The organism is Emergencia sp. 1XD21-10 (assembly GCF_009936045.1).
In the GTDB taxonomy this organism is placed as follows: Bacteria; Bacillota; Clostridia; order Peptostreptococcales; family Anaerovoracaceae; genus Senimuribacter; species Senimuribacter intestinalis.
Genome location: NZ_QWEQ01000002.1, coordinates 89,771 through 111,741, shown reverse-complemented (window position 1 = coordinate 111,741; position 21,971 = coordinate 89,771). Strand labels below are relative to the sequence as shown.

The window sequence follows — 21,971 nt, the reverse complement described above, 5'->3', positions numbered from 1 at the left end:
CCATGAAAAGAGTAGATATGATTGTAAAAGCGCCGCACTTTTACACAATGAAAGGCGGCGGCGTCGGATATCAGGCTGAAAAAGCAATGATTGTAGATGGAGGAAAGATTATTGATTTCGTGGATTTGAACAACTGCGAAGAAATATATCAGGCAGAGGAAGTGCTGCATCTGCCCCATCATGTCATTTTACCGGGTTTTATTGACGGGCACATGCATACAGCCTGCAATGTGATGCGCGGCCTTGCACAGGATACCAATAATTGGATGATGTATGGCTTACAGCCATTTGACAATGCGGTAACCAATACAGAGCGAGATGCCGGAAGTGAAGTGGCAATCATAGAGGCAATTAAGGCTGGTACAACTACACTGGGCGATTATGATGCGGAAATGAATAATGTATGTCGTTTCATTGAAAAGATAGGTGCAAGAGGTAATATTGCGCAGACTATTCGTGCAGCGAAAAGGAGAGTATATCAGCCGGGAGAACTGTATGAAATGGATGATGCCCAGGGAGAAGCAGAACTCAAACGGAATCTGGAGCTGTTTGACAGATGGCATCGTAAAGGCGACGGCAGAATCAGGATTTTATTCGGCCCTCAGGGCGTCGATTTTGTCAGTCCGGAGCTTCTGATGAAAATACAAAAGATTGCAAAAGAACGCGGCACGAAAATACATATGCACGTACAGCAGGGCGACAGGGAAACCTATCAGATTGAAAAGCGTTATGGAAAAAGAACGACGGAGTTTTTACAGGATATGGAATATCTGGACAGTTCTTTAATTGCCGTACACCTGACTGAGTGTAATGATGAGGAAACTCGTATTATAGCACGAAGCGGCGCTTCTATGGTAGTTAATCCTGCTTCTATCGGCATTATAGACGGTTTGGTATGCCCAAGCACAGTCTTTCAGGAAGCCGGCGGCAATGTTGCATTAGGATCAGACCAGGCACCCGGAAATAATTGTCATAATATTATTCATGAAATGAAAAATATATGCATGTTCAATAAGCTGAAATACCATGATCCGGAAAAAATGCCGGCATGGAAAGCTCTGCGCATGGCTACAATTGAAGGAGCTAAAGCTATTGGTGTAGACGATATTGTTGGATCTTTAGAAACAGGAAAACGAGCAGATTTTATTGCGATTGATCTTAGCTTTCCGTCTATGCTTCCGGTGTACACGTATCCTATGCGCAATATTGTACCGAATCTTGTGTATAGTGCAAGAGGTCAGGAGGTGGCATTATCTGTGGTCGATGGAAAAATCATTATGAGAGATCAAAGGATTTTAACCATAGATGAAGAAGCCTCTTTGGAGAAAATACAACAGTGTCCAAAAGAAATAGGAATTAGGGCATCGGAAGAATTTTTTAAGATTCACGGAACCAATGCACAGTTTATGGAAACAGACAAGTTGTAATAGATAATACCTCAATGCGGAAATGTCTCCCTGTATAAATGGGGGACATTTCCATATTCCGGACAAGATACGATTAATGTGATTTACAGAAAACAGATAGTATAGATGAGGAGGGTATCCAAAATGACAAAAATTGCAATTAATGGATTTGGCAGAATCGGCAGATTGGCATTCAGGCAGATTCTTGAGGATGAAACGATGGAAGTTGCAGCAATTAACGATTTGACAGAGCCGGCAATGCTTGCGCATCTGCTGAAATATGACAGTGTACAGGGCGGATGCTGTGGACATATGATAACCAGCGATGAGAGGTCTATTACGGTAGACGGAAAACGTATCGTAATTCTTTCAGAGAAGAACCCGGAGAATCTGCCCTGGAAGGATATGCGTATCGATATTGTTTTGGAATGCACAGGTTTTTTTTGTTCCAAAGCTAAATCAGAAGCGCATTTGCGGGCAGGAGCAAAGAAGGTTCTTATTTCTGCACCTGCAGGAAATGATTTGAAAACTATTGTATACGGCATTAATCATCAGACTCTGACTGCCGGGGATGATATCATTTCTGCTGCCTCTTGTACGACTAACTGTCTTGCACCTATGGCAAAGGTGCTCAATGACTATCGTGAAATCCGAACCGGATTTATGACTACGATTCACGCTTATACAGGAGATCAGATGCTTCTGGACGGACCTCACAGAAAAGGAGATTTCCGCCGTGCAAGAGCAGGCGCAATTAATATCGTGCCAAACAGTACCGGCGCAGCAAAGGCTATTGGTTTGGTTATTCCTGAACTGGACGGAAAACTGATTGGTTCTGCGCAGCGCGTTCCGGTACCTTCAGGTTCCCTCACAATTCTGGATGCCACTTTGAAGGATGATACGGAAACTGTTTCTGCAGAAGGCATCAATGCGGCGATGAAAGCGGCAGCAAACGATTTTTTCGGCTATACTGAGGAAGAACTGGTATCCAGCGATATTATCGGTATGAAATACGGATCTCTCTTTGATGCAACGCAGACATTGGCTCGAAGATGCGGCACTAAGATTTATGAAGTTCGTATAGCTGCATGGTATGATAATGAATCCAGCTATGTATCCCAAATGGTGAGAACATTAAAGCACTTGAGAAGCTTCCTTTGATTGTAAGCTGATTGACTTAGGAGTGAATTTTCTATATAATGAAGAAAAGATAAAAGCTGCGCCCCGGAAAATCCGAAAGGAACTTCCAAAAGCGCAGTTTTTTATGCATTATTTTAAGGTGTTTTTATACCCAGTTTGCCATAACGCCTGCGAAGACAACGGAAACGATGGATACGGATACCATACCTGCGATGATCATCTTTGGCAGGATATTCTGTAAGATCACTTCTTTCTCTTCATCGTTATCAGCTACTGCTTTTGCGACTTCAGTCGGAACAATCAGGGTTCCCGGGAAGCCGAAGAGGGCAGTTACACCCAGGGCGCAGGACATGTACCAACTCTGATGGAAAATTTTTCCGATGAGGATGGAAACAACTGCGCAGCACGCAAGACCGACCACAACAACTACAGCCAGCGGTTTAATCATGGACAGAACCAGTGCCGGAGTAGTGTTGGCAAGGCTTGCAAATACGTTGACGAGAACTGCACCGATAACGAAAGTAAAGCCGTTGGCTTTTGTCAGAGAAGCCTCATCCAGGAAGCCGATTTCTTTAAAGATAACACCCAAAACCAGGCAGATAACCAGCATGTTGACTTTACCGCCTGTTAAGCCGGACAGCCACTGTGCCAGGCATGCAACGATGGCAAGCTTTGCAATCAGATAATTCGGTCCGTTGTAATCGTCCGGAGTTTTCGGGAAAATGCGGAAAGCAGGCTTTGCGGCGCCGTCTTCCAGCGGTTTGTTGAGCATCAGCTCGCCGGATGCAATCTGACCTTTCAGACGCAGCGCTTCTTTTTTGCAGAAGAAAGATGCAAGAGGGAAGCCTACAACACCCTGGACAACCAGAACGAGGGAACCGAAGACGATAACGTTTTCGCCTGCGTTTTTCAGTGCTTCACTCATGACAACAAAGGCTACAACGCCTCCGCCCAGAATCGGAGCGCCAATTAGAGCCATGGCTTTATCGATGATGATACCGCCGATCAAGTAAACGCCAAGGCAGATTGCGATAGTGGAGCAGAGTACGATAATTACGGTTTTCCACTCCTTGATCAAATCTTTCAGCTTGATGGTAGTACCCATATGTACAAGCAGCAGACCCACGGTCACGCTTGCAAAACCCTGTAGGGCGGAGTCTGCGAAAATCGTTGCGGGAAGGCCGTTCCAAAATCCGATGGCAAAGACCACGGAAGCGACGAACAGCATGGAGATAATTGCTTTTGTTTTGGTGGCGATCATATCGCCGAGAGCGTAGACAATCATGACAATTGTCAGTGCGTATAATCCGTTCATGATAATTCCTTTCTTAAGTTCAATGATACAAATTTTACTTGTGATTTGCAAGCCATTTCATGGCGCAGATGACGTGGACTGCTGCGCCGTATGGCAGCGCGTCTTCGTCCAGTGTGGCTTTTGGATTGTGCATGGAGTAGGCGTACCCGTCTTCCGGACTTCCTCCGCACACATTGGCAAAGAAGGTCGGTACGTGACTGCAGAGATTTGCAAAGTCTTCCGAGCCTTTAACCGGCGGGATGACTTCCACTTTATCCATGACCTGGGCTGCATAGCCAGCCATTTCTTCTGCCATTTCCGGGTCATTGATGTTTGGCGCTACACCTGCGATGTATTCTGTCACTGCTTCGGCGCGCCAGGCTTTTGCAATGCCGCCTGCGATTTCAGAAACCCGGGTTTTCAGCAAATCCCGGTACTGGGGATTGTAGGCTCTGAAATTTCCCATAATCACAGCTTCATCAGGGATTACATTAGATGCGTTTCCGCTATGCAGACTGCCGATGGAAAGAATGGCCTGTTCGTCTGATGGAAGCTCCAGTGCAAGGAGCTGCTGCAGAGCCGTCATGATTGCGGATGCGGCGCTGACTGCGGAAATGCCCTGAAAAGCGCTGCTGCCGTGAGCAGAGCGGCCTTTGACTGTAATTCTGAATTCGTCAGCTGACGGCATCATCTGATGGGCGCTGTAAGCAAGCGTGCCCGGGTGAAGGTCATAGTTTCCACAGGGACCGAAGTTCATGTGCAGTCCCATAGCCGCGTCAACCTTTGGATTTTCCAAAATCCCTGCGTCAATCATTTTCTGAGAACCCAGCAGGGTTTCTTCTCCTGCCTGAAACATCAGTTTGACCGTGCCAGCAAGCTGGCTTTCATGAGCTTTTAAAATCTTCGCGGCAGTCAGCAGCATAGCAGTATGGGCGTCATGACCGCAGGAATGGCAGGCCCCGTTTTGACTGGCAAAGGGAAGGTTTGTATCTTCCGTCTGCGGCAGGGCATCCATGTCTGCCCGCAGGAGTATGACCGGCGCGCCGCTTCCAATGGTGCAGGTGATTCCTTCGCCCAAAGGTTTTGGCGTGCAGCCTATGGCAGAAAGGGTATCTGTTACCAGTTTGCGCGTTTTCGGCAGGTCGAAGCCCAGTTCGGCGTTTTCGTGAATCTGCCTTCTGACTGCAATGGTTTCCTCCTTCATAGACATTGCTTCTTCTAAGATTGGATGCATGTTGTTTACCTCTTTTCCTTGAAAAAATTTTCTGAAATTATTTTACTGTGGCTATTGCAAAAAGGGAAATAATTAGATACAATACGGTTATAAGATACAGTTATAACCGTGCGGCAAAAGTCGAAAAGAGGAAAAGGTTATGGAGATAAGGCAGATTTATTATGTGCTGGAAGTGGCAAAGCAGCGCAGCTTTTCAAAGGCGGCGGAGGCGCTGTTTGTCAGCCAGCCGGCCATCAGTCAGCAGATTCATGCGCTGGAGGAAGAACTCTCGGTAAAGCTTTTTAAAAGAGATACACACAGCGTAGTGCTCAGTGCGGAAGGGGAGAAATTTTGCGCCTATGCAAAGGAGGTAATCGGCTCTGTAAATAAGCTTCTGGCAGCTTTCGGGCAGAGTACCGCGGATAATAAAACCACCATTCGCATCGGTGTATTTCCGTTTTATAAAGCGGCTGGACTGGTTCCGATTATCAATGACTTTTTTATTGAGAGACAAAATGTCATCGGCAGTATCAAGGTGGTGGAAAACTATGAGGCGTACGAAATGCTGGAAGCAGGGCGGCTGGATTTTGTGATTATCAAAGCCCGCATTGAAAACGCAAATCGCCCGGGCATTCGCTATGAGGTTCTACGTACTGAAAGGCTCAATGTTTTAATCAGCAGAGCAAATCCTCTGGCCAGGGAGGAGAATATGCAAGTTGAAAATCTTTCCAGGGTGCCGCTTTTGACAGGAGAAAGTGATTCTCATTTTTTCAATGAGATGAAGGAGATGTACCGGCGATATGGGGTTGACTTTAATGTTGCCTTTATGAATACAGCAGAAACGGACATCATGCTGGATATGGTGCAGGCGGGAACCGGTATTTTGCTTATCACCGATACGGTTGCAAAGAGCTACGAAAATGAGATGCTTGCAGCACTTCCTATCGAACCGCCCCAGGAGATACTGACCTTTCTGGCATGGAAAAAAAGCTGGAGACCTTCCGGGGCATACACAGCCTTTAAGAATTATGTCATAGAGCGGTTTAATAAGGAAAAGGCAGGCAGCATGTAGGCTGCGGAGCACAGCACCAGCGCGCCAACATTCCGCTGCTGACCTGGTGCTGGTGTTCCAACGCGCCAACATCACCGATTTTTTTCCAAATTTCTGCGTTCGCCCCTTAAAAAACGCCAAACTCAAGGTGTTTTTTAAAGATTCTTGCGCTGCGAAAGGCTTTAAAGCCGTTTCTGACCATCAGGCAGCGCTGTTTCACGCTGCTTTCAGCTTTAAAACAGGATCAAGTTGGCGTCATGCGCCGTTTTGACGAATTTTACTTCTCGAGTTGGCGAATTTAAGAAGTGGAACGCAAGAATACTAAAATAAAATTTTCAAGTTGGCGTTTTTGACATAAAGAACGCAAGAATACCGAAAGATTCTTTTCAAGTTGGCGTATTGACGATAACTTGAAATTTCAGTACAATTAAAATAGAAGAGTGAACAAAAATACAGGAGGGAGAAAATAGTGAATCAGATTATTGAAGCGATGAAAACGAGAAGAAGCATCCGTAAATTTAAGCCGGACATGGTGCCAAAGGAAATCATTGAGCAGATTATTGAAGCCGGTACTTTTGCGGCAACAGGAATGAACTATCAGGATCCGATTATTATTGCAGTAACCAACAAGGAAGTTCGTGACAGACTGTCTAAACTCAACGCTGAGATTATGGGATCAGACAGCGACCCGTTTTACGGTGCGCCAGTGGTACTGATTGTCTTAGCGGACAAGAAGATTCCGACTCACGTATATAACGGCAGTCTGGTCATGGGAAATCTGATGCTGGCTGCTCATTCCCTTGGAATCGGAAGTTGCTGGATTCACAGAGCAAAGGAAGAATTTGAACGTACGGAGGGACAGGAAATTCTTGAATCTCTGGGCATTGAAGGTGACTATGAGGGAATCGGCCACTGCGTGCTGGGTTATGTCGATGGAGAATATCCGAAGGCTTCAGAAAGAAAAGAGAACTGGGCGTATTATATCGACTAAATGACACTGACTGAACGAGATTGACTGAATGATATCGATTCAATTATACTGGCTAAATATGGATTAAAATGGAAAATCGGAGTCCCTGTGCTCCGGTCTTCCTCTTTTTTGGATATTATTTGAGGTTTAATGCAGTCTATTGAATTTTTTAACATGGAAAATTCTGGTGGTTTTCAGAAATACTCTGTTTGGTTTTCAAAACTATCAAAAAGGGTTTCTTTTTGCGGACGAAATCCTGATTTTGAAAACCCTAATGAATAAAACTGAAAACTGGTAAAGTTATCCTGGAATTACAAGGAAATTATTGGAATAACAACGATAAAAAAGTAACAGCCCGATTTGGACTGTTACTTTAAAGTCAAGCCGCGCAGGGATGTGTGATTTCATACAGCCCTGCTGGAAGAAAGGCTTATTATTTGTAAGCTTCCATCATCTTAGCGAATGCAGGTAAGCTTCTTCTGATCATTTCGTTGGATACACAGTAGGATAATCTCATGTATCCCGGGCAGTCAAAGCCTTCGCCAGGAACTACCAGCAGATTGTGGTCTTCTTTTGCTTTCTGGCAGTATTTCATTCCGTCTCCATCTGGAACTTCTACGAACAGGTAGAAAGCGCCGTCAGGTTTTGCGCATTTGTAGCCCATCTTAGTCAGTTCATCGTACAGCAAGGTACGGTTTTCGTCGTAGGCTTTCAGGTCAGGCATTTCGTCTACACAGCGAGCGATTACCATCTGCGGCAGGGTAGGTGCACAAACGTGACCGTTTGCACGAGCAGCGCCAGCAACAGCGTTGAATACTTCGGAAGCGTTATCGCACTGATCAGGAACGCATACGTAACCGATACGTTCGCCTGGCAGAGACAGACTCTTGGACCAGGAGTAGCACACGATAGTGTTTTTGTAAACTGTCGGGATGAAAGTAACCTTTGCATCTCCGTAGGTCAGTTCTCTGTAAGGTTCATCAGCGATGATGTAGATTGGATGTCCGTATTCTTCGCTCTTCTTAGTCAGAATAGCAGCCAGTGCTTCCAGAGTTTCCTTCGTGTAAACAACACCGGATGGGTTGTTAGGGGAGTTGATAATGATTGCCTGTGTATGTACGGAAATCAGTTCTTCCACCTTAGTCATGTCAATCTGGAAGTGTTCTCTGTCAGCAGGTACAACTACCAGGTGTGCACCGTTCTTTTCAACAAACGGACGGTATTCAGGGAAGAATGGTGCAACTGCCATAATTTCGGAATCTGCGTCAGTAGCCAGTGCCTTAATTACAGAAATCAGTGCAGGGGCAGCACCGCAGGTTACGAACAGGTTGGAAGCTTTGATGTCAGTACCGAAACGCTTGTTCAGGTTTGCAGCGATTGCTTCTCTGGTTTCATCAAAACCGCCAGCCATGGAATAGCCGTGAATTTTGATGGAATCGGTATCATCAAGGATGTCTTTAATTGCTTGCTGTACTTTTGCAGGAGCTGGAATGCTTGGGTTACCGAGAGTATAGTCAAATACGTTTTCTGGTCCAACAATCTTTGCCTGTTCAAGTCCGTAAGCGAAAAGTTCACGAATCAGAGATGGCTGGCTTCCCAGCTCGTACATGGTGTTATTGTACATAATGAAATCCTCCTAATAAATCTTTTCAAATTAAACGAATATTTATATCTATATTTTACCGCATTCTATTGACTTATGGAATTCTCTTTATTATTATATATATATAACGATTTTTAATAGAACAGGACGGATATTATGGATATTAATAAGGTCAAGGTGCTGATTTATGCGGTGGATAACGGCAGTCTGCTGACAGCGGCTACTAAGCTGGGATATACCCAGGCCGGGCTTACCCATATGATGAACTCTTTAGAAAGTGAACTGGGCGTGGTGCTGCTGCACCGCGGTAAGTTTGGTGTGCGGCTTACAGAAGAAGGCGAGCGCCTTATGCCACTTTTCAAAGAACTGGTCAAGGCCAGCGGAAAGATTGAGACGGAGGTAGACCTGATTCTAAAACAGAAAGCCTCTATGATTCGTATTGCGGCGGTTGCCAGCGTAATCAGAACTTGGCTTCCGGACGTGATGCGCGCTTTTCAGAAGGAGAATCCGGAAATTTCTTTTGAGATTAAAGAGGGAGACGATAGGCTGTATCAGTGGTTTGATGAAGGAAGGGTCGACATGTGCATCACTACCAACCTGGTGAAAAGAGAGGACTTTGAACCCCTTGCCAGAGATGATTTTTTTGCAGTGCTTCCACCGGAATATCCATGGAAGGAGGGGGAACTCTTTCCGCTGCATAGAATTGAAACAGAACATTTCCTGTTCCCTTACTGTGCCAGTGACCTGGATGTTGAGCAGCAGCTGGCAGGATATCATATCAAGCCCAACAGACAGACCACCTATGTTGACGATAACAGTGCGATATCCATGGTTGCAAAGGGATTTGGCATTAGCCTTATGCCGGATTTGGTATTGCAGACATGCCGCGATCAGATTAAAATTGCACCGCTGGATTTACCGTGTTACCGTAATATTGGAGTTATTTACAAAAATGGAAAGAATGCTTCGGCAGCGGTAAAGAAATTTGCGTCTTTCCTGAAAAAGTGGAATTTTTAAAGACAAAGAACATAGATTACTCTGACACAACAAGGGAGGTAGAAGAATGAAAGTTTTACTGTTAAATGGAAGCCCTAACGAGGCAGGCTGTACCTTTACAGCCTTAAAAGAGATTGCACAGACGCTGGCAGAATTTCATATCGACAGTGAAATCCTGCAGCTGGGGAAACAGCCGATTAGAGACTGTATCGGCTGCGGTGCATGTGGCAGCCGAAACGGTGTTTGCGTTTTTGAGGATGATCCAGTTAATGAATTGATAGGAAAAGCAGCGGAAGCAGATGGATTTGTGTTTGGATCACCGGTATACTACGCGCATGCTAACGGCAGAGTTCTTTCTGTGCTTGACAGAGCTTTTTATGCTGGAGGCAGTGCATTTACACACAAACCGGGAGCAGCAGTAGTATCTGCAAGAAGAGCGGGCACTACAGCAGCGCTGGATGATTTGAACAAATATTTTATGATTAATCAGATGCCGGTGGTATCTTCTACTTACTGGAATATGGTGCACGGCAACACGCCGGAGGAAGTCGCACAGGATTTAGAGGGACTGCAGACTATGCGAAATATCGCTTCTAACATGGCTTGGCTTTTAAAATGTATTGAAGCAGGAAAAGAAAACGGGATTGAAGCACCGGTTAATTCGAAGGTTGCGACTAATTTTATCAGATAGAGGACATAAGGCGCAGTCTGCTTTATAGCGGTATCAGAGCTATTGCAGGTTTGATGTCAATGCGCCGAAAATTTGAAAAAACTAATATTTGACATAGCCGTAGATTTGTGCTAGTATATATATGTACGAAATTTATTGAGGAAAGCGAGAAGAGTGGGCAAAACCCACTCTTTCAGTTTTGTTTAGGGCAAAGTGCTGTAAAAGAGCGGCTTTGCAAGAGGACGAAAGGCAGTAAATGGCAAAGAAAAAGATAAAAGAAATTATTGAGGAAATTGCAGCAGGATTCATGGAAGAATCTGAGCTGGAACTTTATAACGTTGAGTTTGCTAAGGAAGGCAGAGACTGGTTTCTGCGGGTTTATATCGATAAAATCTCCGCAGAGGAGGAAGAATACGTGAGTACCGACGACTGCGAAAAGGTCAGCAGATTTTTAAGCGACGAGCTGGACAGACTGGATCCTATTGAGCAGAATTATTATTTGGAAGTTTCTTCGCCGGGCATGGACCGGGAACTGATTACCGAAAGGCATTACGAGAAGTATACCGGCAGACTGGTAGAAGTAAAATTGTATAAGGGCATTGACGGAAAAAAAGTTTTTGAAGGCATTTTGGAAGGCTTAGAAGACGGCAATGTTGTAATAAAAGATGAAAATGATAAAAAATGGATGTTCCCGCTGGATCAGGTGGCAAAAACCAACCTGGCAGTGGTTTTCTAAGGAGGGTAAAGACAAATGAACAGAGAATTTATCGAAGCGATAAATGAACTTGAAAAGGAGAAACACATTTCCAAGGACATTTTGATTGAAGCAATTGAGTCCGCACTGGTTTCTGCTTACAAGAAGAACTATGGCACATCGCAGAATGTGAGAGTGGATATCGACAGGGAAGACGGCGATATTGCAGTACTCATGAGAAAAGATATTGTAGAAGAAGTTTATGATGATATGATTGAGATGTCTTTAGAGGAGGCACAGGAAATCGATCCAAGATACGAAATCGGTGACGCGATTGAGTTTTCTGTAACGCCAAGAGACTTCGGAAGAATTGCTGCACAGACTGCAAAGCAGGTTGTAGTACAGAGAATCAGAGAAGCCGAAAGAGGTATGATTTTCGATGACTTCATCACCAAGCAGGGTGAAATCGTAACCGGTGTTGTGCAGAGAAAGAGCGGCGAAACGCTGTTTGTCAACATGGGAAAGGCGGAGGGCATCCTTTCTGCTGGCGAACAGGTACCGGGTGAACGCTTTGAGGTCAACGAAAGGTTGAAAGTCTACATTATGGACGTGAAGAAGACCACGAAGGGACCACAGGTGTTTTTATCCAGATCTCATCCGGGTCTTGTAAAGCGTCTCTTCGAGATGGAAGTTCCTGAAATTCAGGACGGCTTTGTTGAAATCAAGGGGATTGCAAGAGAAGCCGGCTCCAGAACCAAGCTGGCAGTTTACAGCGAAGACGCGAATGTTGATCCGGTTGGTGCATGTGTTGGCACCAGAGGTATTCGTGTGCAGGCAGTAGTTGACGAGCTGGGCGGCGAGAAAATCGACATCATTCCTTGGAGTGAAGATCCGAAAGTACTGATCAGCAACGTGCTCTCACCTGCAAAAGTGGAATCTGTGCTGGCAGATGAGGCTGAAAAGACTGCAACAGTTGTAGTGCCGGACTATCAGCTTTCTCTGGCAATTGGTAAAGAAGGACAGAACGTAAGGCTGGCTGCAAAAGTCAGCGGCTGGAAAATCGACATTAAGAGCCACACGCAGTACTATAATGAAGAGGCGGCAGATGACATTGTGGAAATCGATGAGGAGCCGGCAGAAGCATTAGAAGGAGAAGAGGTTTTCGAGATTGAAGAGTAACAAGATTCCTATGAGAAAGTGTATCGGCTGCATGGAATCAAAACCCAAGCAGGAACTGCTCCGCGTAGCCTTTTACGAAGGTATTTTGTCGCTAGATACGACAGGAAGAGCTAAAGGGCGCGGCGTATATCTCTGCCGCAACAATGTGTGTATTGAAAAGGCGCAGAAGCGTAAGGCGTTTTCGAGAAGCTTTTCTGCCAATATTGCCCAGAGCGAAATTGACAGGGTTTGTGAGGAATTAAAAGAAGTAAACGGGCAGGCTAATGAATAGAGGAAAAGTTTTCAGCTATTTAGGATTTGCCGCCAAGTCCAGAAATCTTGTGACTGGGTATAACACCTGTATCATGATGATTGAGAAGCGAAGAGTGCAGCTTTTGATTTTAACTGAAGATTTAGCCGATAACACAGTGAAAAAAATGCAGGGAAAATGCGAAAAAAATAATGTTAACTATAGAATTTTCGGAGGAAGCGATGAGCTTTCTCAGGTGACAGGAAAGACCGGAAAGGGGATTTTCGGTATTACAGACCGTCATTTTGCGGAAATTATTTGTAAGGAGATTGACCTTATTCAATCAGAAAGGGAGGAGTGAATATGACGAAAAAAGTACATGAACTGGCAAAAGAATTAAACATTTCAAGTAAAGAACTCCAAGAGAAGGCAGCGCAGCTCGGTATCAGTGTAACAAGCCATATGAGCGTGTTATCTGATGCGGATGTTGACAAGATAAAGGGAACAAAGAAAGAGACTAAGATTGTAAAGGCAGAGCCTAAGAAAAAGGGAACTACAGTCCAGGAAGAACCGAGAGTCACTGTCAAAGCGGCAGTAAGACCAGGCTTTTCCAATCGTCCGAAACCGCCTGTTGGAAAACCGGTAGTAGATACGGAGTATTTGGCAAATAAGAATAAACCGCCTGTTGGAAAGCCGGTAGTAAATAAAGCAGAATTGGAAAATAGAAGCAGACAGAAACCGCCTGTAGGCACTCCGCTGCCGAGAGAAGCAAAACCAGTTGAAAAACCGGCAAAAACTGCGGCGCCTGTAAAAGCACCGGAAGCTGCGCCGGTAAAACCAGCGGAGCCTGCAGTAGCTGAGAAGCCGGCAGTAAAGCCAGTTGAAAAAACGCCGGCAGTAAAGCCAGAGAAGAAACCTGCTGATAGAAATGCAGAAAGAAAAGACCGCGGCGGCAAGAAACCGGAACGCAAAGATGGTGCGAGAGTTGACAGAAACGATCGCGGCGGCAACGGAAATCGTAACGGCAGAAATGACAGAAATGATCGCAATGACCGCAAGGATAATCCTCGTGGAAATAACGGCAGAAATGACAGAAATGACCGCGGTGGAAACAATAATAGAAACGATCGCAGTGGAAACGGCGGGGCAAGAAAGGATCGTCCACAGCTTGATAAAATTGAAACCAAGCCGGGAAGAAGAGACGATTCCAAGAAGAAGCAGGATAAAGAAAAGAATAAGTTTGATAAACTGGAAAGAAAATCGTTGGAAAAACAGACAAGAAAGAAACACAATAAACCAAAACCACAAGTTGTGGAAGCTGAAATTGAAGAAGAAGTACTGCCAGAAGGCACCGTTGTGATCAATGTGCCGATTACTGTTGCAGGCTTCTGTGAACAGGCAGAAGTATCCACTTCAAAAGTCATCATGACTTTGATGAAGCTGGGTATCATGGCAAATATCAACCAGAATATTGATGAAGATACTGTAATGGTGCTGGCAGAGGATCTGGGGCTGAGTGTAGCTATCGGCAAGGTAGAGGAAGAAGCTGTTGAAGAGGGACTGGAACTCTTTGAAGACAGTGAAGAAGATTTGAAGGACAGACCGCCGATTATCACTGTTATGGGTCACGTTGACCACGGTAAGACATCGCTTCTTGACGCAATCAGAAAGACCAATGTAACTGCTTCCGAGTCCGGCGGCATTACCCAGCATATCGGTGCTTCTGAAGTAAAAATTAACGGACAGAAGATCGTATTTTTAGATACACCGGGTCACGAAGCATTTACTGCAATGAGAGCAAGAGGCGCGCACGTTACCGATATCGCAGTACTGGTTGTTGCAGCAGACGACAGTGTAAAACCGCAGACTGTTGAATCCATCAGCCATGCAAAGGCTGCAGGCGTTCCGATTATCGTTGCTATCAACAAGATGGATAAACCAGGTGCAAACCCTGATAGAGTAAAGCAGGATTTGACCGAGCACGGTATTTTGGTAGAAGACTGGGGCGGCGACGTCATCAGCGTGCCAGTGTCTGCAAAGAGCGGCGAAGGTATCGTAAACCTTCTGGAAATGATTCTGCTTCAGGCAGAGATGATGGAACTTCGTGCAAATCCGAACAGACTTGCCATGGGTTCAGTTATTGAAGCAAGACTGGACAAATCCAAAGGTCCGGTTGCTACACTTCTAGTCACTAACGGAACATTGCAGAGCGGACAGAGCGTCGTTGCAGGAACTTGCTCCGGCAGAATCCGTCTTATGACCGACCACAAAGGTAAGACCATCAAGAAAGCAGGTCCTGCTACAGCAGTAGAAATCCTGGGTCTGACCGATGTACCGCAGGCAGGTGATGAATTTAACGCAGTAAAAGACGATAAGATAGCAAGAGAAATTGCTGAAAACAGAAAAGAAAAGCTGAGAGAAGAAGTTCTTGCAAGAAACGCAAGCACCACCTTAGAAAAGCTGTTCAGCCAGATCCAGGAAGGGGAAGTTAAAGAACTGAACCTGATCATCAAGGGCGACGTACAGGGCTCTGTCGGCGCACTGATTGCTTCCCTTGAAAAACTCAATAACGAAAATGTAAAAGTAAACATTATTCATACAGGTGTAGGTACTGTAACAGAATCCGATGTTATGCTGGCAGGTACAGCCGGCGCTATCATCATCGGCTTCAATGTAAGACCGAGCACAGCAGTACAGACCATGGCAGATAGAGAAAACATTCAGATCAGAACCTACAGAGTCATTTACGATGTGATCGATGATGTAGAAAATGCCATGAAGGGTATGCTGGATCCTGAATTTAAAGAAGAAATTCTGGGTAAAGTAGAAATTAGAACTACGTTCAAAGTACCAGGTGTAGGTATCATCGGCGGTGCATACGTACTGGAAGGAAAAGCTGTGAGAAACGCAGAAGTTCGACTGGTGCGTGATGGTATCGTAATTCACGAAGGTAAGATTTCATCTCTGAAGAGATTCAAAGATGATGCTAAGGAAGTTGCTTCCGGCTATGAATGCGGTATCGGCATTGAAGCATACAATGACATCAAAGAAGGTGACATTATCGAGTGCTTCCACATGGTTGAAATTGAACGTAAATAACCATTACGAAAGGAAAACCTATGGGAAAAGGATACAGACAGGGTCGTCTAGGAGAAGAAATTCGCAAAATTGTCAGCGAAATGCTGCTCAGAGACATTAAAGACCCTAGATTACAGTCAGCGATGGTAAGCCTGTCGGGAGTGGAAATGACTTCTGACGGCAGCTATGCCACCTGCTATGTGACTGTGCTTTCTGTCGGAAGTAAAGATGAGGAGGCAAAGCAGCAGGAGGCGGAAGCTGTACTAGAGGGGCTTCGCAGCGCCAAAGGCCTTATAAAAAAAGAAATCGGCAGACAGATTAAGCTGCGCCACATTCCGGAGCTGATTTTTAAACTGGACACCTCCATGGAGTATGGCAGACATATTTCAGAGGTAATTGGAAAACTGGGAATCGAACATGAAGAATAATACTTTTCAAGAATTGGCAGAAGTCCTTTCTTCTGCAAGACAAATTTTAATTTATCCTCATGTCAATATGGACGGAGACGCTCTGGGCTCAGCGGCAGCGCTGTGCAAGGGGCTGCGCAGTATGGGAAAGGAATGTCATGTTCTCATTGAAGATGACATTCCCGCCAATTTAGCGTTTTTAGACCAAGGGTACTGCACCTTTGATCAGAACGTTATCACAGCGCCCGACCTTTCTGTCTGTGTGGACTGCGGCGATCCGTCCCGCTTTGAAAGAAGGCAGGCGGCTTTTGAAAAGAGCAGTAAGTCCATGTGCATTGACCATCACGAAACGACGACATTTTATTGCAATTACAACTACGTAGACAAAGACGCTGCAGCGACTGGTGAACTGATTTATAGACTTTTGCAGACTCTGGGCATTGCCCTCGACAAAGAAATGGGCGAAGCCATTTTTGCGGCAATTACCACGGACACGGGAAACTTTCAGTACAGCAATACCAGCAAGGAGAGCCATCTCATCGCAGCAGAGCTTTACGACATTGGTATTGATGCGAATAAAGTCAGCGTAGAGATTTACGAGAACATGCGCATAGAAAAACTTCTCATCGAGAATATGGCGCTTGCCACCATGTCTACCGTAGCAGGCGGACGCGGTGTCATCGCATATGTGACGCAGGATATGCTTTCAGAAAGCGGTGCGCTTATGGAAGAGACCGAAGGCGTAGTACAGCGGCTGCGCAGCATTTCCGGTGTGGAAGTGGCGGCATTCCTGAAGGAGACAAAGGACGGCAGAATTAAGCTCAGTCTGCGCTCTAAATCCTGTGTAGATGTGGCACGCATTGCTTCTGAACTTGGCGGCGGCGGTCATATCCGTGCAGCGGGCGCAACGCTTACCTTAGGACTTTCCGAAGCCTTCGACCTTTTGAAGGAAAAGATTATAAAGAGTATAGGATAGAGCATGATTACAGAAGGAATACTGAATATCAACAAACCGCAGAATATGACGTCTCACGATATCGTAGGCGTTGCCAGAAGAACTTTGGGTATTAAGAAAATCGGACATACCGGCACGCTGGATCCGATGGCAACCGGAGTTCTTCCTGTTTGCATTGGAAAGAGCACCAGAATCATGGAGTATCTGGATATGGATTTGAAAACTTATCGGTGTACCATGGAGCTGGGACTACTGACCGATACCCAGGATATCTGGGGGGAGGTACTTGAGCGAAGATCGGTTACCTGCACGGAAGCGCAGGTTAGAGCTGTATTTGCGGATTTTTGCGGTGTTATCGACCAGAAACCGCCTATGTATTCAGCGCTGAAGGTTGATGGAAAAAGACTTTACGAGTATGCAAGAGAAGGGAAAACCGTCGATGTAAAGACACGGAAAATCTATATTCATAATCTGGAACTTGAGAAGATTTTTCCCGATGGTGAAAAAACCATAACCTTCACGGTGCAGTGCTCCAAGGGTACATACATCAGAACCATCTGTCAGGACGCAGGGGAAAAACTGGGGTGCTGCGGCACATTGACATCCCTTGAACGAATTTCCAGCGGTATCTTTCATGTTGAAGAAGCGCTGGATTTGGAAGTATTTCGAGAGATGGACCCTTTGGAGATTGAAAAAAGACTCTATGCTTCGTGGCAGCCTCTTGTTCACTTTGGCAAGGTAGTGACCGATGAGATTTCCGGCGTGCGCTTTGCAGCCGGCTGGCACCTTCCTTTGCAGGCATGTCAGATTGTAAAAGCGCCGACCTTTGCAGAGCAGGATTTTTATCTGCCTATCCGCGCGGAGTTTCGCAAAGCATATAATGTCTTTGCGGAGATTGCCGGAAAAGAGGTTTTTATAGGTGTGGCATTTTATAACGAGACCTATAAGAAACTGGTAGCGGACAAGATTTTTTATACGAGGTGATGAAAATGGAGATATTTGAAACCTTAGAAGAAATACAGAATATTGAACCGGCGGCAGTAGCGCTGGGGAATTTTGACGGTGTTCATCTGGGGCATCAGGAACTGATTAAAAAGGCGGTGGAAAAAGCAGGTGAGTCGGATTTAAAGTCGGCGGTGTTTACTTTTTCTAATCACCCGAAGGATTTGTTGCCCAAAGAAAAAAAGGTAAAAAACATTTTAGCTAAGCGGGAAAAGGAGCAGATTATTCAAGACTTAGGCGTGGACTATCTGTTCAATGTGCCTTTTACTCGCAGCATTATGACCATGAGCCCTGCAGATTTTGTGGAGAAGCTCCTTCTTGAGAAGTTTCAGATGAAAGCTGCTTTCTGTGGCTTTAATTATCATTTTGGCTACAAAGCGCAGGGAAATCCGGAGGTTTTGCGACAGATGGGCGCGCAGCACGGATACGAGGTGACGGAAATCCCACCGTATAAAATTAAAGGTGAAATCGTCAGCTCTTCGCTGATTCGTACCTTGATTGCTTCTGGCCAAGTGGAGCAGTGCAAAACTTATATGGGCAGGCACTATTCTATCGGCGGTGAAGTGGTGGTAGGAAACAGACTAGGAAAGCAGCTGGGCTTTCCCACTTCCAATCTGGTTATCGACCCGTCCATGGTAACGCCGCCTAACGGTGTTTATGTAACCTACTGCACTTACAATGGCGTTCGCTATCCGAGTGTAACTAATGTAGGTCATAAGCCGACCATTGGACACTATAACAAAAATGTAGAGACGCATATTTTTGATTTTGATAAAGAACTTTATGGAAAACAGATTACGGTAGAGTTTTTACAGAAGACCAGAGACGAGGTCAAATTTGACAGTGTAAAGGAACTGTCTGCGCAAATTGTCAGAGATTGCAGGCAGGCGAGCCAGTTTCATCAGAAGCATGACAAGGAATAAAAGGCGTGTCCTAGCGAGGGCGGCGCGACGGGGTAAAATGCATATATTAGAAAAAATTTGACAAAATATGCACAAGCACGTGCATAGAATTGAAGAAATTGTTCAAAATATGTAGATTTAAGTGGGTTTTACCTTGAAGTGTAGTCATTTAAGTTCAAGAATATGCATATACTCGTTGATTTTACAAAAAATATGCACAGATCAGGAGAAGGATGTGCATATTTTGAATAGAAATGATGATTTTATGCACATTTCATAATCTGACATGGTTCATGGACCGGATTGGAATCGAGACAAAAAGGACATGAAAATTAAACACTTGCAATTAGAATGTAGGTATGATATACTAATCTAGTTGAAAATTACTTTCACTTGGTTTTACGGAATCTCCGACGATAACTCGGTGAAAGCGTATTAAGAAAAGGAGAATTTTAAAATGATTACAAAAGAACAGAAAACGGCAATTATCAAAGAATATGCAACCAAAGAAGGAGACACTGGTTCTCCGGAAGTACAGGTAGCAATTCTGACTGCAAGAATCAATGATCTTAACGAGCATCTGAAGGTTCACAAGAAGGACCATCATTCCAGAAGAGGTCTGCTGAAGATGGTAGGTCAGAGAAGAAATCTGCTGAAGTATCTGAAGAATGTTGACGTAGAAAGATACAGAAGCCTGATTGCTCGTTTAGGATTAAGAAAGTAGTCCATAGTGGAAATTTTGACGGGGCGAAGGTCCCGTCATTTTTTTAAATAAGATGTTACCTTCGATTGATAAGGGTGCGTGGATTGAAATACTGCATGCGGCAGAACATCTTTATCAATCGAAGGTAAGCCAAGCGTAAGAAAAAATAAACAGGAAGGAGTTGTTTATTAAAATGGCAAGATTTACAGATTACAGAACATTTAAAACAGCAGTAGGAGGGAGACTTCTGCAGTTAGAGATTGGCAAGGTTTGCGAACAGGCAAACGGACAGGTTATGGTAAGATACGGTGAATCCGTAGTCAATGTAACCGCCTGCGCTTCCAAAGAGCCAAGACCTGACATCGATTTTTTCCCACTGAGCTGCGACTATGAAGAAAGAATGTATGCTGCTGGCAAGATTCCAGGCGGCTTTATCAAGAGAGAGGGAAGACCGAGCGAGAAGGCGACACTGTGTTCCAGACTGATGGACCGTCCGCTTCGTCCGTTGTTCCCGAAGGGATATTATAACGATGTAGTTGTTGTTGCAACTGTTATGTCTGTGGATCCCGACTGTGAAACAGATATTATGGCAATGATTGGTGCTTCTGTTGCGCTGTCCACTTCTGATATTCCGTGGGAAGGACCGATTGGTGCTGTAAGGGTAGGAATGATTGACGGACAGTTCATCATCAATCCGTCTTTGGAACAGAGAGCAGTTTCCGAAATGAATCTGACTGTTGCTGGTACTAAAGAAGCGATTATGATGGTAGAAGCAGGTGCTAATGAAGTACCGGAAAACGTAATGCTGGACGCAATCCTCTACGGACACGAAGAAATTAAGAAGATTGTAGACTTTATCGATGAGATTGTTGCTGAGGTCGGCAAAGATAAGCAGGACGTAAACCTTTATCAGGTTCCTGAGGATATCGATGCTGCAGTTAGAGCTTATGCTGTAGACAAGATGAAGACTGCGATTAAGACTGTAGACAAGCTGGAAAGACTTGATAACATGGATGCAGTAGAAGTAGAAACGAAAGAGCACTTTGCAGAAATTTATCCTGAAAATGAAAAGGATATTGCCAATGTTCTTTACAATATCACCAAGGAATGTGTTCGCGCTATGATTCTGGACGAAGGTATCAGACCGGACAACAGAAAGCTGGACGAAATCAGACCGATTTGGTGCGAAACCCAGATGCTTCCAAGAGTACACGGCAGCGGACTCTTTAAGAGAGGTCAGACTCAGGTGCTTTCAGCATGCACGTTGGCACCGGCAAGCGAATCTCAGACTATTGACGGTATCACTGAACAGACTGAAAAGAGATATATGCATCACTATAACTTCCCAGGCTATTCCGTAGGTGAAGCAAGACCTATGAGAAGCCCGGGCAGAAGAGAAATCGGACATGGTGCACTGGCAGAAAGAGCGCTGATTCCGGTGCTTCCTTCTGTAGAGGAATTTCCTTATGCAATCCGTGTGGTATCTGAAGTACTTTCTTCCAACGGTTCCACTTCCATGGGCTCCACTTGCGGCTCTTGCCTGGCGCTGATGGACGCAGGTGTTCCAATCAAGAGACCAGTTGCAGGTATCGCTATGGGTCTGATTGAAAGAGTAGAGGAAGACGGTTCCAGCAAGATGGCTATCCTGTCCGATATTCAGGGCATGGAAGACTTTCTGGGCGACATGGACTTTAAAGTAACCGGTACAGAAGTCGGCGTTACTGCAATTCAGATGGATATTAAGGTGCACGGCCTGTCCAGAGAAATTCTGGAAAAGGCGTTGCAGCAGGCAAAGGAAGGCAGAATGTACATCATGGAACAGATGTTAGAAGAAATTCCTGCACCTAGAGAAGAAATGTCCAAGTACGCACCGAGAAGCATTACGATGCGTATTGATCCTGATAAGATTAGAATTGTCATCGGACCTGGTGGAAAGACCATCAATAAGATTGTAGATGAAACTGGTGTTAAGATCGATATTTCCGAGGATGATCCGGGACTTGTCAGCATTTACAGTGCCGATATGGAAGGCGCCAACGAAGCACGTCATCGTATCGAGCTTCTGACTAAGGAAGTAGAAGTCGGCGAAATTTATGAGGGCACAGTTACCAGAATCATGAACTTCGGCGCATTCCTTGAAATCCTGCCTGGCAAGGAAGGGCTGCTGCACATTTCTAAGATGGCAAAAGAAAGAGTTGAAAAGGTTGAAGATGTTGTAAACATCGGTGATGTGGTAAAAGTAAAGGTTACCGAAATTGACAGTCAGAACAGAATTAACCTTTCCAGAAAAGAATTACTGTAATAAAAATCACAAGCCACCCTGTAATGGGTGGCTTGTTTGCGGATCTGACAGGATTGCGCATAGGCAGTGCATAAATATCAAAAAAGCTTTCGATATATGTACACGAACGTACGTAAAAGTTAAAATAACGCTTAAAATATGCACATTTAGGAGGAGTTTCGGTGAAGAAATGGACTG

At 45.0% G+C, this 21,971-nt stretch carries 20 protein-coding genes and 1 pseudogene; 18 read left to right on the top strand and 3 right to left on the bottom strand.

Annotated elements, in window-relative coordinates:
• Positions 1-2 precede the first annotated feature (2 nt).
• Both D1151_RS00710 and gap read left to right on the top strand, forming a co-directional pair.
• Positions 3-1,427, top strand: coding sequence for an amidohydrolase family protein (locus D1151_RS00710; protein ID WP_160202855.1), 1,425 nt, complete (start codon positions 3-5; stop codon positions 1,425-1,427).
• A gap of 123 nt (positions 1,428-1,550) precedes the next feature.
• Complete coding sequence (gap, locus tag D1151_RS00705; RefSeq protein WP_160202854.1) at positions 1,551-2,567, top strand: type I glyceraldehyde-3-phosphate dehydrogenase; 1,017 nt, start codon at positions 1,551-1,553, stop codon at positions 2,565-2,567.
• 124 nt (positions 2,568-2,691) lie between these two features.
• Here gap and D1151_RS00700 read toward each other — a convergent pair whose 3' ends face one another.
• Both D1151_RS00700 and D1151_RS00695 read right to left on the bottom strand, forming a co-directional pair.
• Positions 2,692-3,861: a hypothetical protein gene (locus tag D1151_RS00700; protein ID WP_160202853.1), complete on the bottom strand. Its 1,170-nt coding sequence runs from the start codon at positions 3,859-3,861 to the stop codon at positions 2,692-2,694.
• A 34-nt stretch (positions 3,862-3,895) separates the two neighbouring features.
• Positions 3,896-5,074 (bottom strand): M20 family metallopeptidase, encoded by a 1,179-nt coding sequence (locus D1151_RS00695; protein WP_161907582.1) that lies wholly within the window; start codon positions 5,072-5,074, stop codon positions 3,896-3,898.
• A 139-nt stretch (positions 5,075-5,213) separates the two neighbouring features.
• Here D1151_RS00695 and D1151_RS00690 point away from each other — a divergent pair, with 139 nt between their 5' ends.
• Positions 5,214-6,125: a LysR family transcriptional regulator gene (locus tag D1151_RS00690; protein ID WP_160202851.1), complete on the top strand. Its 912-nt coding sequence runs from the start codon at positions 5,214-5,216 to the stop codon at positions 6,123-6,125.
• Between the two features lie 448 nt (positions 6,126-6,573).
• Entirely contained in the window at positions 6,574-7,095 is a 522-nt protein-coding gene (locus D1151_RS00685; RefSeq protein WP_160202850.1) for a nitroreductase, read from the top strand.
• 412 nt (positions 7,096-7,507) lie between these two features.
• Here the strand turns inward: D1151_RS00685 and D1151_RS00680 are convergent, their stop codons facing one another.
• A complete protein-coding gene (locus tag D1151_RS00680; protein WP_160202849.1) occupies positions 7,508-8,698 on the bottom strand; it encodes a pyridoxal phosphate-dependent aminotransferase in 1,191 nt (396 codons plus the stop codon).
• A 135-nt stretch (positions 8,699-8,833) separates the two neighbouring features.
• On the opposite strand from D1151_RS00680, the gene D1151_RS00675 reads away from it, so the two are divergent.
• From D1151_RS00675 to D1151_RS00615, 14 genes and pseudogenes are all read left to right on the top strand, one after another.
• Positions 8,834-9,694 (top strand): LysR family transcriptional regulator, encoded by an 861-nt coding sequence (locus D1151_RS00675; protein ID WP_160202848.1) that lies wholly within the window; start codon positions 8,834-8,836, stop codon positions 9,692-9,694.
• 46 nt (positions 9,695-9,740) lie between these two features.
• Complete coding sequence (locus tag D1151_RS00670; protein ID WP_160202847.1) at positions 9,741-10,364, top strand: flavodoxin family protein; 624 nt, start codon at positions 9,741-9,743, stop codon at positions 10,362-10,364.
• A 235-nt stretch (positions 10,365-10,599) separates the two neighbouring features.
• Positions 10,600-11,079 carry a ribosome maturation factor RimP gene (gene rimP, locus D1151_RS00665; RefSeq protein WP_160202846.1) on the top strand — a complete coding sequence of 160 codons (480 nt, stop codon included), beginning with the start codon at positions 10,600-10,602 and terminating at the stop codon, positions 11,077-11,079.
• 15 nt (positions 11,080-11,094) lie between these two features.
• The gene (nusA, locus tag D1151_RS00660) at positions 11,095-12,216 is read left to right on the top strand and encodes a transcription termination factor NusA (RefSeq protein WP_161907581.1); all 1,122 of its coding nucleotides are present in this window, start codon (positions 11,095-11,097) and stop codon (positions 12,214-12,216) included.
• Positions 12,206-12,487 carry an RNase P modulator RnpM gene (gene rnpM / locus D1151_RS00655; RefSeq protein WP_243151099.1) on the top strand — a complete coding sequence of 94 codons (282 nt, stop codon included), beginning with the start codon at positions 12,206-12,208 and terminating at the stop codon, positions 12,485-12,487. Before nusA ends, rnpM begins: the two co-directional genes overlap by 11 nt.
• Complete coding sequence (locus D1151_RS00650; RefSeq protein WP_160202844.1) at positions 12,480-12,806, top strand: ribosomal L7Ae/L30e/S12e/Gadd45 family protein; 327 nt, start codon at positions 12,480-12,482, stop codon at positions 12,804-12,806. The genes rnpM and D1151_RS00650 overlap by 8 nt, the downstream gene beginning before the upstream one ends.
• A 2-nt stretch (positions 12,807-12,808) precedes the next feature.
• Positions 12,809-12,934 (top strand): annotated as a pseudogene (locus D1151_RS17195) (translation initiation factor IF-2 N-terminal domain-containing protein); the annotation flags it as partial.
• Positions 12,935-13,621: 687 nt separating this feature from the next.
• Positions 13,622-15,544, top strand: a complete 1,923-nt coding sequence (gene infB, locus D1151_RS00645; RefSeq protein ID WP_334296732.1) for a translation initiation factor IF-2 — start codon at positions 13,622-13,624, stop codon at positions 15,542-15,544.
• Positions 15,545-15,564: 20 nt separating this feature from the next.
• Positions 15,565-15,951, top strand: coding sequence for a 30S ribosome-binding factor RbfA (rbfA, locus tag D1151_RS00640; protein ID WP_160202842.1), 387 nt, complete (start codon positions 15,565-15,567; stop codon positions 15,949-15,951).
• Positions 15,941-16,906 carry a bifunctional oligoribonuclease/PAP phosphatase NrnA gene (locus D1151_RS00635; protein ID WP_161907579.1) on the top strand — a complete coding sequence of 322 codons (966 nt, stop codon included), beginning with the start codon at positions 15,941-15,943 and terminating at the stop codon, positions 16,904-16,906. The genes rbfA and D1151_RS00635 overlap by 11 nt, the downstream gene beginning before the upstream one ends.
• Before the next feature lie 3 nt (positions 16,907-16,909).
• A complete protein-coding gene (truB, locus tag D1151_RS00630) occupies positions 16,910-17,869 on the top strand; it encodes a tRNA pseudouridine(55) synthase TruB (RefSeq protein ID WP_161907578.1) in 960 nt (319 codons plus the stop codon).
• A 5-nt stretch (positions 17,870-17,874) separates the two neighbouring features.
• Positions 17,875-18,810, top strand: coding sequence for a bifunctional riboflavin kinase/FAD synthetase (locus tag D1151_RS00625; RefSeq protein WP_161907577.1), 936 nt, complete (start codon positions 17,875-17,877; stop codon positions 18,808-18,810).
• Between the two features lie 436 nt (positions 18,811-19,246).
• A complete protein-coding gene (gene rpsO, locus D1151_RS00620) occupies positions 19,247-19,513 on the top strand; it encodes a 30S ribosomal protein S15 (RefSeq protein WP_160202262.1) in 267 nt (88 codons plus the stop codon).
• A 172-nt stretch (positions 19,514-19,685) separates the two neighbouring features.
• Positions 19,686-21,794 (top strand): polyribonucleotide nucleotidyltransferase, encoded by a 2,109-nt coding sequence (locus D1151_RS00615; RefSeq protein WP_160202261.1) that lies wholly within the window; start codon positions 19,686-19,688, stop codon positions 21,792-21,794.
• The last annotated feature ends 177 nt before the right edge of the window (positions 21,795-21,971 follow it).

Bases quoted from the DNA above. Each gene is read 5' to 3' on its own strand.
- D1151_RS00710 (WP_160202855.1), top strand. From the start codon at position 3: ATGAAAAGAGTAGATATGATTGTAAAAGCGCCGCACTTTTACACAATG.
- gap (WP_160202854.1), top strand. From the start codon at position 1,551: ATGACAAAAATTGCAATTAATGGATTTGGCAGAATCGGCAGATTGGCA.
- D1151_RS00700 (WP_160202853.1), bottom strand. From the start codon at position 3,861: ATGAACGGATTATACGCACTGACAATTGTCATGATTGTCTACGCTCTC.
- D1151_RS00695 (WP_161907582.1), bottom strand. From the start codon at position 5,074: ATGCATCCAATCTTAGAAGAAGCAATGTCTATGAAGGAGGAAACCATT.
- D1151_RS00690 (WP_160202851.1), top strand. From the start codon at position 5,214: ATGGAGATAAGGCAGATTTATTATGTGCTGGAAGTGGCAAAGCAGCGC.
- D1151_RS00680 (WP_160202849.1), bottom strand. From the start codon at position 8,698: ATGTACAATAACACCATGTACGAGCTGGGAAGCCAGCCATCTCTGATT.
- D1151_RS00675 (WP_160202848.1), top strand. From the start codon at position 8,834: ATGGATATTAATAAGGTCAAGGTGCTGATTTATGCGGTGGATAACGGC.
- D1151_RS00670 (WP_160202847.1), top strand. From the start codon at position 9,741: ATGAAAGTTTTACTGTTAAATGGAAGCCCTAACGAGGCAGGCTGTACC.
- rimP (WP_160202846.1), top strand. From the start codon at position 10,600: ATGGCAAAGAAAAAGATAAAAGAAATTATTGAGGAAATTGCAGCAGGA.
- nusA (WP_161907581.1), top strand. From the start codon at position 11,095: ATGAACAGAGAATTTATCGAAGCGATAAATGAACTTGAAAAGGAGAAA.
- D1151_RS00650 (WP_160202844.1), top strand. From the start codon at position 12,480: ATGAATAGAGGAAAAGTTTTCAGCTATTTAGGATTTGCCGCCAAGTCC.
- rbfA (WP_160202842.1), top strand. From the start codon at position 15,565: ATGGGAAAAGGATACAGACAGGGTCGTCTAGGAGAAGAAATTCGCAAA.
- D1151_RS00635 (WP_161907579.1), top strand. From the start codon at position 15,941: ATGAAGAATAATACTTTTCAAGAATTGGCAGAAGTCCTTTCTTCTGCA.
- truB (WP_161907578.1), top strand. From the start codon at position 16,910: ATGATTACAGAAGGAATACTGAATATCAACAAACCGCAGAATATGACG.
- D1151_RS00625 (WP_161907577.1), top strand. From the start codon at position 17,875: ATGGAGATATTTGAAACCTTAGAAGAAATACAGAATATTGAACCGGCG.
- rpsO (WP_160202262.1), top strand. From the start codon at position 19,247: ATGATTACAAAAGAACAGAAAACGGCAATTATCAAAGAATATGCAACC.
- D1151_RS00615 (WP_160202261.1), top strand. From the start codon at position 19,686: ATGGCAAGATTTACAGATTACAGAACATTTAAAACAGCAGTAGGAGGG.